Source organism: Methylophaga sp. UBA2496, from assembly GCF_002341635.1.
In the GTDB taxonomy this organism is placed as follows: domain Bacteria; phylum Pseudomonadota; class Gammaproteobacteria; order Nitrosococcales; family Methylophagaceae; genus Methylophaga.
In genome coordinates this window covers 144214-155705 of record NZ_DDOK01000003.1, presented here as the reverse complement: position 1 = coordinate 155705, position 11492 = coordinate 144214, and the positions used below count along the sequence as shown (strand labels likewise).

At 40.2% G+C, this 11492-nt stretch carries 13 protein-coding genes; all 13 read right to left on the bottom strand.

Annotated elements, in window-relative coordinates:
- Positions 1–7: 7 nt before the first annotated feature.
- Entirely contained in the window at positions 8–274 is a 267-nt protein-coding gene (locus B2W60_RS01530) for a ComEA family DNA-binding protein (protein ID WP_292361502.1), read from the bottom strand.
- 156 nt (positions 275–430) lie between these two features.
- Positions 431–1390 carry a DHH family phosphoesterase gene (locus B2W60_RS01525; protein WP_292361501.1) on the bottom strand — a complete coding sequence of 320 codons (960 nt, stop codon included), beginning with the start codon at positions 1388–1390 and terminating at the stop codon, positions 431–433.
- 1 nt (position 1391) lies between these two features.
- Positions 1392–2000 carry an adenylyl-sulfate kinase gene (cysC, locus tag B2W60_RS01520; protein ID WP_292361500.1) on the bottom strand — a complete coding sequence of 203 codons (609 nt, stop codon included), beginning with the start codon at positions 1998–2000 and terminating at the stop codon, positions 1392–1394.
- Positions 2001–2075: 75 nt separating this feature from the next.
- The gene (locus tag B2W60_RS01515; RefSeq protein ID WP_292361499.1) at positions 2076–2645 is read right to left on the bottom strand and encodes a sugar transferase; all 570 of its coding nucleotides are present in this window, start codon (positions 2643–2645) and stop codon (positions 2076–2078) included.
- A gap of 15 nt (positions 2646–2660) precedes the next feature.
- Entirely contained in the window at positions 2661–3632 is a 972-nt protein-coding gene (locus B2W60_RS01510; RefSeq protein WP_292361498.1) for a UDP-glucose 4-epimerase family protein, read from the bottom strand.
- 3 nt (positions 3633–3635) lie between these two features.
- Entirely contained in the window at positions 3636–5087 is a 1452-nt protein-coding gene (locus B2W60_RS01505; RefSeq protein WP_292361497.1) for a phosphomannomutase CpsG, read from the bottom strand.
- 27 nt (positions 5088–5114) lie between these two features.
- A complete protein-coding gene (locus tag B2W60_RS01500; RefSeq protein WP_292361496.1) occupies positions 5115–6401 on the bottom strand; it encodes an O-antigen ligase family protein in 1287 nt (428 codons plus the stop codon).
- Positions 6402–7160 (bottom strand): glycosyltransferase family 2 protein, encoded by a 759-nt coding sequence (locus tag B2W60_RS01495; protein WP_292361495.1) that lies wholly within the window; start codon positions 7158–7160, stop codon positions 6402–6404.
- Positions 7157–8323, bottom strand: a complete 1167-nt coding sequence (locus tag B2W60_RS01490) for a glycosyltransferase family 4 protein (RefSeq protein ID WP_292361494.1) — start codon at positions 8321–8323, stop codon at positions 7157–7159. The genes B2W60_RS01495 and B2W60_RS01490 overlap by 4 nt, the downstream gene beginning before the upstream one ends.
- A complete protein-coding gene (locus B2W60_RS01485) occupies positions 8320–9255 on the bottom strand; it encodes an NAD-dependent epimerase/dehydratase family protein (RefSeq protein ID WP_292361493.1) in 936 nt (311 codons plus the stop codon). The genes B2W60_RS01490 and B2W60_RS01485 overlap by 4 nt, the downstream gene beginning before the upstream one ends.
- Positions 9255–10109 carry a class I SAM-dependent methyltransferase gene (locus tag B2W60_RS01480; protein ID WP_292361492.1) on the bottom strand — a complete coding sequence of 285 codons (855 nt, stop codon included), beginning with the start codon at positions 10107–10109 and terminating at the stop codon, positions 9255–9257. The genes B2W60_RS01485 and B2W60_RS01480 overlap by 1 nt, the downstream gene beginning before the upstream one ends.
- Positions 10099–10686, bottom strand: coding sequence for an acyltransferase (locus B2W60_RS01475; RefSeq protein WP_292361491.1), 588 nt, complete (start codon positions 10684–10686; stop codon positions 10099–10101). Before B2W60_RS01475 ends, B2W60_RS01480 begins: the two co-directional genes overlap by 11 nt.
- Positions 10665–11492, bottom strand: a complete 828-nt coding sequence (locus B2W60_RS01470) for a class I SAM-dependent methyltransferase (RefSeq protein ID WP_292361490.1) — start codon at positions 11490–11492, stop codon at positions 10665–10667. Before B2W60_RS01470 ends, B2W60_RS01475 begins: the two co-directional genes overlap by 22 nt.

Genomic DNA, 11492 nt, shown 5'->3' with positions numbered 1-11492 from the left:
TCAACGTTTAATCAGTGACAGTAACTTTCTCTGCTAAAGCAGCTACTTTTTTTTCACCAATACCTTTGATATTCACCAAATCATCAACACTGGAAAATGTCCCATTTTGCTCACGGTATTGCACGATAGCATCTGCAGTGGAAGGTCCTACTCCATCGAGAAGCTGTAATTCGTCTGCTGTAGCACTGTTGATATTGATTTTATCTGCTGCGAATGCAGCGAATGATGAAAGTGAAAATGCGAGTAATAAAGAAATAATCCATTTCTTAAACATCTTTCCTTGCTCCTTGTTTTGATTAAATGCAGCTCTCCTGAGCTGCATTTAAAGACTAAGCTATCAGGATGTTTAACGTCCAGCCCTAAAAAAGACAAAATTAATCAACAGGAAATTCTCCTGCCTTAAATCGAGAAACCGATCACAATTTAGTTTCTAAGCGTATTGTTTTTCCATTACATCAATCAACTGCTCCAACTGATTGATTGGAAGCGCATTAATACCTGCAGCCGCTTTACGTCCACCACCAGTAGGAAATTGGCCAGCAACTTCATCGGCGCCACTGCGATTGGAATTTGGAGCACGCAGGCTCACCAGATAATGATCAGCATCTTTTACCGACACAATGGCATGAGCCCGGTCAGGAAATTGATTGGCCAACTCGTTTCCCAAAACACCACTTACCCGGCGGGCCCACTTTTCGTCGGGTAAACAGATAACGGCCAGCTTTTCAGTTTTGTATTTTGGTTCAATGGTTAACCCCGAACGCATATCTTCATTGTAACCGTTTGAAAGCTTTTCATAGGCCGCACGGTTTTCGTGAATAAAATCAAAGGGCGAAGCATAAGCAACACATTGTTTAAACAGCTCAGCAGGATGAAATAACAGATCATCCGTCTTGGCACCATAGCCGTTGTAATTAAGATAAATGCCCAGCGATGCCAGTTCTTCACGTTGAGTATTTGTCATCCCGGCTTCACCGGCAAGCTTATCCGCCACTGCGGTTAAATTATCGCCATAGGCAGCAGTGATAGCCCATTGATGAAACTGTCCTTTAAGGTACTTATCAATGATTAATGAAGTGCAGGTAGTGGCTGCCATATCGATATGTGCAGACAGATTGGGATATTCAGGAATGTCGCCCGGTTGATGATGATCTGCATAGAACACCTCAACTCCAACATCCAGTAACCGGATCAAATCTGCCGTATTTTTCTCCATCGAAATATCCAGCACAGTGAGCTTATCACCAGCAGCTGCATCCACATGTTTCAACAGATTGATATCACGCTTGATTCCGGTAACCAGTTCCGCTTCTCTGGGCTCAGCCAGACGTAACTGAACCAGTGCACAAATACCATCGGCATCGCCATTAAAAACGTCAATAAAACGCATATTACCCCTGAGTTTGAATGATGTTGTTTATCCGTAAATACTCAATGACCTGCGCTACACATTCCGCAATATCACATTCCGCCGTATTCAAAGTGACTTCAGCCGCCTCAGGTGCTTCATACTCGGAATCAATACCGGTGAAATTCTTAATCTCGCCGCGACGGGCTTTTTGATAGAGGCCTTTTGGATCACGCTGTTCGCAAACACTGAGCGGTGTATCCATATAAATTTCAACAAATTCGTCCGCTTCAACCAGATCACGGACTAATCGACGATCCGAACGAAAAGGGGAAATAAAAGCGGTTAATACAATTAAACCGGCATCGGCAAAAAGCTTAGCCATTTCACCTATGCGGCGAATATTCTCAACCCGATCCTCGTCAGAAAACCCCAGGTCTTTATTCAAACCATGTCTGACGTTATCCCCATCAAGCAGATAAGTATGATGACCCAGCTCAAATAAAGCCTGCTCTACTGCCCCGGCAATGGTGGATTTGCCTGAGGCACTTAACCCGGTAAACCATAAAATGGCAGAACGCTGTTTTTTCTGCTGACTACGATCCGCTTTGCTGACTTTGTGCATATGCCAGACAATATTCTCCTTTTCCACAGGCGTCACTCCATAAGTTTATTTCTGAATGAATTTGGAAGAATTCGCTAAATGCGCCAAGCCATCAGGTAAGGTTTAGCTATCCTTACGAACTCTATCACCAGCACCTTTGCCGATAACCGTTTGAACGATGAGACCAAGATAGCGGATTACACTCATCTGCTCAATCATCAAAGCATCTGTTTTAGCCAGTAATTCAGGAGTCGACATATCAATATCATTTATTTGCGCCAGCCCTGTGATACCAGGCCTAACCTTAAATACGCCTTTTGCTTCGCGCTCTTCAATTAATTCAAGCTGGTTAAAAAGACAGGGTCTGGGGCCAACCAGGCTCATTTCACCTATTAACACATTCCATAACTGTGGTAGTTCATCCAGTTTGGTTCGACGCAGAAAACGACCGAAGGGGGTAATGGATGAGGCTGACGCCAGATGACTGGCAACATGCGCCGTATCTTTTGTCATGGTGCGGAATTTGACTAATGTAAAAGGCTTTTGATTTAGGCCTACACGCTGTTGCCTGAATATGGGGGCACCGGTATCAAACCAACCGATAATGATCAGAATTAATAAAATTGGTAAACCAATCAACAGGCCAACAACAGACAAAATAATATCCAGTAAACGGATAACAGTTCGGGTCATGAATTTCTCGTTTTATTATTTATTTTGTGTTGAGTTCCTATCTAACTCAGCCATTTTGTTAAGTTGTTGTTCCATTGAGGCAACAGGCTTCCATCCTAATAATTGTTGCGCTTTAGTAATGTCTATCTGTAAATTTCCAAACAACCGATCAGAGATATTATTTTTACCTGTCAGTTTGGCAATAAATATCATCAAGCAAACTGGAACTGGTATTAAACGTACAGGCCGGTTATAAGCTTTGGCAATTTTCGTCAACAGTGTGGTTGTTGAAATATCCTTGCCATCCGCCACTAGAAAAACCTGATTTACAGCGGCAGGATGGGCGGTACAAAGCATTACAAAATTAACCAGGTTATTGATCGCTAGTAATGAACGTTGATTGGCAGTTGCTCCAAATGGCAGTGGTAAGCCTTTTTTGATGATTTTAATCAAACTGGCAAAGTTGGCTTTAACCCCTGGACCATAAATGAGAGGTGGACGGATAACCACAACCTCCATTGGCGTTATCTGGGCTAACTCAAATAAAAGCTGTTCTGCTTCAAGTTTTGATTGTCCATAAGTATCTTCAGGAGCTGGTTTATCAGTCTCACGAAAAGCCTGTCTATTATTTGTAGATTCGCCATTCACTTTAATAGAACTGATAAATACAAACCTTTTCACACCCGCACTAACTGATTGCTTAGCCAATGCAAGAGTTGCGTTTACATTCGTTTTTCGAAATTCAGTCAACGGATCGGCTGCTTTATCTTGCATAATGTGTACGCGTGCTGCAGTGTGAATAACAACATCAATTTTTTTCAGCGTATCAATTATCGAATTCTGCTCACTCAACAAGCTTAAATCACCGATCTGCTGCTGTTCCACTTCAACTGGCAATTCCATCGAATAATTCCGTACACCTGCAACAATATTGTGTCCTGCACTAAGCAGTTCATTAATCAACGCTTTACCGACAAATCCAGTTGCACCTGTTACAAAAATCCGCATTAGTTAGTTCTGAATTATCTGTTCAATTTCTGACACTTTGGCTCTCATCAAGTCTTGATCAGCCCGAGTTTCTACATTCAGCCGCAGCAAGGGTTCAGTATTCGAAGAGCGTAGGTTAAATCGCCATTGTTCAAATTCCAGACTGATGCCGTCAGTTCTATCAATGACTGGATTTTCTGTGGAAAAATGTTTCAAAATTTTATCGAGAATGACACTGACATCTGCTACCCGATAATTAATTTCACCACTACATGGGTATTTCGCCATACGTTCATTGACCAGTTCAGACAAAGGTTTACCCGCAACACTGATTAACTCAGCAACCAGCAACCAAGGAATCATGCCGCTATCACAATAGGCAAAATCACGGAAATAGTGATGGGCACTCATTTCACCACCATAAACTGCATTTTCCAATCGCATACGTTCTTTAATAAAGGCATGGCCTGTTTTGGATTGGATAGGTTTTCCACCCGCTGCTTCAACTTGATCGATGGTATTCCAGGTCAGTCGTGGATCATGGATGATTTTTTCACCGGCTGACTTGAGCAAAAATGCTTCAGCCAACAAACCGACAATATAATACCCTTCAATAAATCGGCCATTTTCATCAAACAGAAAACACCGATCAAAATCCCCATCCCATGCGATACCCATATCGGCTTTATTAGCAATGACTGCATCAGCAGTTGCAGCCCGATTTTCGGGTAATAACGGGTTGGGGATACCATTCGGGAAACTGCCATCGGCTTCATGGTGGATCTTGATAAATTCCAGCGGCACATTGGCTGCTTTAAACTGTTGCTCAAGCGCATCAATAACATGTCCAGCCGCACCATTACCCGCGTTCACAACCAGTTTTAATGGTTTGATCTTTGTCAGATCAATATAGCTCAGCAAATGCTCAACGTAGGGATCAAGTATCGATTGCTGACTGTATTTATTGGCGTTATTGGTTCCACTGAAAACAGAATGTCCTGCTGGTGTAGCATCTGGAGTATTAGCCTTAACCGAGACAGTTTCTTTAGGAGTATTAAACGGTGAGTCAATATGTTCAGCCAAATCACGAATATCATTTAAGCCACTATCACCACTTATCGGCAAAGCACCACGCCCAACCAACTTCATGCCATTGTAATCCATCGGATTATGGCTGGCCGTAACTTCAATGCCCCCATCGACATCCAGATAAAATGAGGCAAAGTATATCTCTTCCGTGCCGACCATCCCGATATCAATAACTTCTGCGCCCGTATCCATAACACCTTGGGCCAAAGCAAGTTTAAGCGGCTCACTAGTGTGTCTGATATCACCACCAACTACTACCCGTTTAGCATTTAGGTGTTTTGCATAAGCGTAACCAATACGATAAGCAACATCCGGGTTGAGCTCATCACCTAGTTGGCCTCTGATATCGTAGGCTTTGAAACATTTAAGTTTTTTTACAGACACCATAATTCCCCAATAGAAAAGAGTGCAATTCTAAGCAGGTAAAGACTTATTAGAACTGACTCTTTGAATTTCATTGTTCATCACAATTGAAGACTTAATTTCAACATTGGTGATTACTTTAGAATATTTTCCACGAGATAATAATAAACCAGCGACTAAAGCTGAAAATATTCCCAATCTCATCTCAACCCCGATTGTATTGGCCATACCGACAATCAAACTCATCAGAATAGTTAAATAGAGCAAGCGACCCTCAACAATACATTTATTTTTGAGAGCGATCTCTAATAGCCAAAAATTCAAAGCAAGATAGGATATTAATCCAATAGCACCATACCGGCTAAGCATATAAATAAGATCATGATGTGGTGATGAAAGATATGGACCTGACTTTCCAAAAATTACAGATAAAAAATCTCTTGAAAAGAATTCGTATAATGCTGCATTCCAGAAATCTATTCTATAACCAAAAGTTCTTAAGTCTTTTGAGTTTTCTTCACCGGACTCAAACTCAAAAACAGCGAACAATTCAGCTGAATAAACAAATATTTCTTTTAGAGATAACAACATATAATAACTAAATAAAAATAAAACAGAAGCACAAATGAAACTAAAAAATAATCGTTTTAATAAACTTTTATCACTCAAATAGAACCAAGCTCCAATAATAATTGGATACGTCATAATTAATGATCTTGAACCGGACATTAATATGAGTAAACACCCCAAAACCACCCAAAAAATATTTTTTAAAGGGCCAGTCCGTGCTATAACAATTAACACTAAATAAGTGACGATATATGAGAAGAGAATGGGATTTCCTAAAGAACCACTAACTCTCACATCTCTATCCAACCCCATAGTATTAACACTTGACCAAAATAAAGAGAAAAAATCAGGCTTAAATAACTGAACAATTGAGATGCATAGCTGAATTAGTAATACTAATTTAGCCAAAAGCTCTAGACCCTTATAATTTTTATTAGAGCCTTGATAAGACAAAATTACCGCAACAAGCACAACAAGCCATGCAAGCCAATTGAACAACAATTTTCGATCATAAAAATCATGTACATATGAATTAAAAACTGATAGAAGCAACAAGGAAAATATTAAAATAAAGATAATATTTAGTGCTCTATCTGAAAGCAATAAGTGTAATTTTTTTACATTTAATGCGATTACCAATAAAGCCAATAAATAAATGGGATAGAATGTATTGAAGACTATAATCTCGCTTGGCCTGAACATGACATATAAATGCATAACATACACAAACCATAATCCATAATCCTGCTTCATTTCTGAATCAATCATCTAATCTTTAGGCTTAAAAATAAATTGTTTTAAACGATTTGAAATTTTACAATAGAAAAAATGTAATCGGCTTACTCTTCCATAATAGTCGTCAAGAAATCTCAAAACTTCTTTATTTTGGAAAATGATATTTTTTAAATTTTTATTTGTTGTCCCTCCCAAACGCATCTTTATTATCAGCTCAGGTAGATACATAAATCGTATTTTCTTAACCTCAAGAAATCTGAAAAGTAACTCTACATCTGATGCAATTTTGTAATTCAAATCAAAATTTCCATTTTCTTCATAGACGGACTTTCGACAAAAGAAGGTTGGATGTGGCGGCATCCAGCCACGTTTAAAAGCACCCGATATAAACGCCTCAGATCTCCAATAACGAACAACTTTATTGATATCGGTTTGATCAACATAAACAAGATCTGCATAACAGGCATCAATAGTGGGGTTTTTAAACACTTCTGCAATACTGGAAACAACATGAATGGATGTATAAAAATCATCAGCATTCAAAATTCCTACAACATCTCCAGTGGCCATAGCGATACCCTTATTCATTGCATCATAAATGCCCTTATCAGGCTCTGAAACATAACGAGCAATGCTAGAAGCATTGTCAATAAGTTTGACCGTGCCATCTGTCGATCCACCATCAACGATAATATGTTCTATATCAGGATACTCCTGATTTGCTACAGAACGAATTGTGTCAGAGATGGTTTTGGCACTATTAAAACAGACAGTGATAATTGAAATTTTCATAAACTTTTGGCGGCTGCCTCAACTACAGTTGTGAATTTCATCGCAAAGAGCGACATAAATGTTCTTGAGCGTTCAGCTGCTTGTTTCATATCTTCGATACGTTTATCAATCGAAATACTTGATAATGTAATCATTTGTTCTGCTAACTGTGCTGGCTTATCCTGTTCAAAAAAAAGGGCATTTTGTTCTGCTTGTTCGCGATGAACATTTATGTCCGATAAAAGCATTTCGACTCCAAGTGATTTGGCCTCTTCAACAGTAGTACTCCAGCCTTCAAATCGTGATGGATTAATAAGTGCGGCAGCACTTAACATTAGAGCCTGAACATCGTCATAAGGGATCATTCCCAAGACACGAAAATTGTCCTCGACTGATTCCGCGGCAATAAGTGATAACAACTTTGGAAAATAATCCGGATCACGTGAATCTTCATGATTACCAGATACCGCAACGATAATCTCTTTGCCCTCACGTTTAGCAATACCTAAGGCTTTTATGACGCACTCATGATTTTTATGCTGCCAGAACTGGTTGGGTAAATAGAAAAAATGCCTGGGTAGATTATATTTTGCTAATAAAACTTCAAAATCAAACTTTATCGGGCGAACTGGCACACTGAAATTAACCACATGCAGGCGCTCATTCGGTAATTTATAAAACTGTTGGAAGTCCTTTGCTGCATCGAGACTGCTAAGCATGATGTGACGTTTCGCATAAACTTGCATGCGAAAACCGATCTCTCTTTTCCAGAATGCAAAAAAACCAAAATACTGCCTAAGTTTACGATGCTGTAAATCTGGAATCCATGCAATTGTTGGTATATTAAAGTGCCAGCCATAAAAATCAGCAGCCTCAAATACCACATCGATCTCATGTACCTTAAATACTGCCAGTGCATCAGTATCACAACCAGTCACAATAGCTTTGAGAAGACGCCGATTTTTGTGGGAACGATTAAACTCCTGAGAATGAACAATTTTCAGCCCATCAAGTGCATTAAACCTCTCCAGCACATCTATTGCAACATCATCACCCAGAAATAAAATCGGTTCGACTCTCTGGTTTTCAAATTCTAATAATGCACTGATCAGATTCACTTGATAATTTAAGCCCCCCATCCACGCATGTCCGCCGATTAGCGTAAAGGCTACACGATGTTTCAAGCCAAGTTTCTCGCTTTGTACCAGCTCACTACTTCAGATATGCCTTGCTGTAATAATACCCTGGGTGAGAAACCCAACTCATTAGCCAACGAAATATCAGCAACTAAACTTTTAGGGTCGCCCTTACGAGAAATGCCGCTAAATTTAACACTATGATTTTGTCCCCACTGGCTACACACCAGCGATGCAATTTCAGCTATAGAAGTGCTTATCCCCGTGCCACCATTGACCACAGTAATTTCATTTAATGATTTATTCGCCAATAACCAAAGTAACTGTGAGGCATCGGAAATATGTATCCAGTCTCGAACTTCACTCCCAGTTCCATTTAACGTAATTGCATTTGAGTCTGACTTTTCAATTTTTTGGCATAAGTCCCACAACAGCTGTTTTTCCAACCCCGTTCCATAAACAGAAAATAATCTGATAACAGCAAGGTCTAAACCAAAACTATCACGATAAGAACTGAATAAGGACTCCAGCATCCATTTGTGGTAACCATAGGGTGAAAAAGGCTTACCGATGTCTTGCTCTAAGATGGGACCGTTGAATGCCGAACCATATACCGCAGCACTGGATGCACCTACCACTCGGCTCGCTGGAGAGCTCTGCCTCACCCACTCCAAAAGGCGTGCGGTGGTATCTACTGTGCGTTGAAAATCTTCGTAAGGATTTTGTATTGATGAACCAACAGCTGAACCGCCAGCAAGATGAAAAATAATATCAGGTTTACCAAAATCAGAAACCAGCTGATTCATTCCTGCAAAGTCTATTTCAGCATTTAGCCAATGACTAAATCCCCAGGTTCTAAAGTCATCATCCGTCCAAAACCCATGTCCAATTCCGTAAACTGTTGCATTTTTCTTCGCGATAAATTTGGCTAGATTGCGACCTATAAATCCCTTCCCACCTGTAATCCAAACTGTAGTCATTACTGCTCCTCGGGCTTGAAGCAGACAAATGAATATAACCTGCCAGGTCGTCTATCTACAAACGAAAGACAACGAAGCAGACTACGATAAAGAATATCAATATTAAGGATGCGTGATAGCTTGCCAAACAATGGTATTTTACTGATCCTCTGTTGAATTTCAGCTTTCAGCGATGCTTCTGTGTAAGGGGCGAAATTAATAACACTATCGAAAGAACGGAGAACGCGTTTAACCTTAAATCCAGCTTTTTTCAGTGCGACAAGATACTCATGAGATGTGTAGGCATTCTCACCACCATATAATGAATGTAATGGATGCACATCAAAAAATGCAGCTAAATCTTTTTTTGATGAAATCACATGGTCTCTAACGGCTATTAAACTGCCTCCTGGCTTTAAGACACGGAATAATTCTGCACATAACTGTTCAAGATCATTTGCATGATGCAATACTTGTCGGGCAAAAACCAGCTCAAATGTATTTGCATCAAAATTAATTCTCTCGCCAAATTCCTGAGAGACAGATATAGGCAGGTTGTTCTCCAAAGCAAGCGTTTTGATTGCGCCAGCTCCAACAAGCTCGCTGCTATCTGGTTCTAACGCGGCTACTTGCCAGCCATCACGAGCTAAAGCATAACTGGCTATCCCACGTCCTGCCCCAAGGTCCATTGCAAAACCTTTTGAATCTGGAACATATCGGCTTATAGCTTGCCACTCCGGGCTATTATAATATCTCTCCGCAGCTTGCTGGACGGATGGATCATAATAACAATCCCGAACTAATTGTTGTTTATCCGGTTGATTCATTAACCATGAGACTGCCGCCTCCCAGGAGACAAAGGTTTTATCGCTCATCGGGTCCTATCTCTCTGATTATTTTGGCTGGGTTGCCAGCAACAATAGTCCACGGTGGCACATCTTTAGTCACCACGGCTCCAGCTCCGACGATAGCACCTTCACCAACGGTTACACCCTTTAAGATTGTTGCCATTGCACCAACCCAAACATCATCAGCTATCATAACCGGAGACTCATCAAGGTCTATTGAAGATGGATGACCAACGCTTGCAATATTCATGAATTGCTCATGTCTTTCTGAGGCGCGTATTGGATGGGTATGGTTATCAAAAATATTGACATTATGTGAAATTAACACCCTGTTGCCGATGGAGATACGGCCAGCCGACCAAATCCTACAACCTTCTCCCACATAACAATCGTCTCCAACAACAATTTTTCCTCCATGGGCAAACACCAAAAGCTCCCCCAGAACATGACTATTTGAACCAATTGAAATTAATTCTGGTTTTCCTGGTATGTTGATAATTTTTGCCGAGGGATAAAGCACAACACTGGCTGCTCCAGTGAATTCCCTAAACTGTAAAAGCTTTCTGATAAAAGCTTTTAAAGCTATTTTGTAAGTTCTAAACATACAACTGCACGTGATGCGGCAGCATAGTCAGTGCCGTAATCTTTTTCGGTATGAATATCAAAATAAGTGGCATCACTGGCAAGTTCACGTGAAGAATTAACCCATCCGCTTTCATGATACTGAAAGTAGTTTTCTTTTATTTCCGTCGGTGAGAAAGTTGCCTTGATACTGTCCACCATTTCACCGTTAAATATCTGAAACCAACCACGCACTTTGTGCTCACCGAATGGAACACTGAGAAATAATTTTCCACCTGGCTTAAGAATTCGATGAAACTCTTTTATTGCAGCAAGATAACCGTCTCCATCACTCTCACGCTTTGCTTCATCACTGGTATATAGCATTGTATTATCCAGACCGATATGTTCAATAGTCGAAAGACTCGTGATCCAGTCAAAATAATCATTTCTGAAACAGGTGTTTCTCAAATCTTCATAGATATATGAAACCCCTTTGTTCCAGAAGGCATCCTGCTCTGGTGCCAAGGTTGATATAAATAAATTCTTATTCTGTAGTTTTTTATGATCGAGAAGAAACGAATAGTTGAGGATCGAACCGGCATCAAGGATTCTTCCTGCTGAATGTGGCAAAGACTGGAAAAACCACAGATATTCAACAACCCTCTCATCAAGCCTAAAGCCATAACCATCTGGCAATCTTGTTATATCGAGAAGTGGATCATTGATAGCAGTATTGATAGATGAAAATTTGTAAGGAACATAACCTAGCTTCCATGGTTTTTTTCCAAATAGTGGATACATCCAACTACAGGTAGAGTGATATATTTTTTTTATAAGCTTACGCAT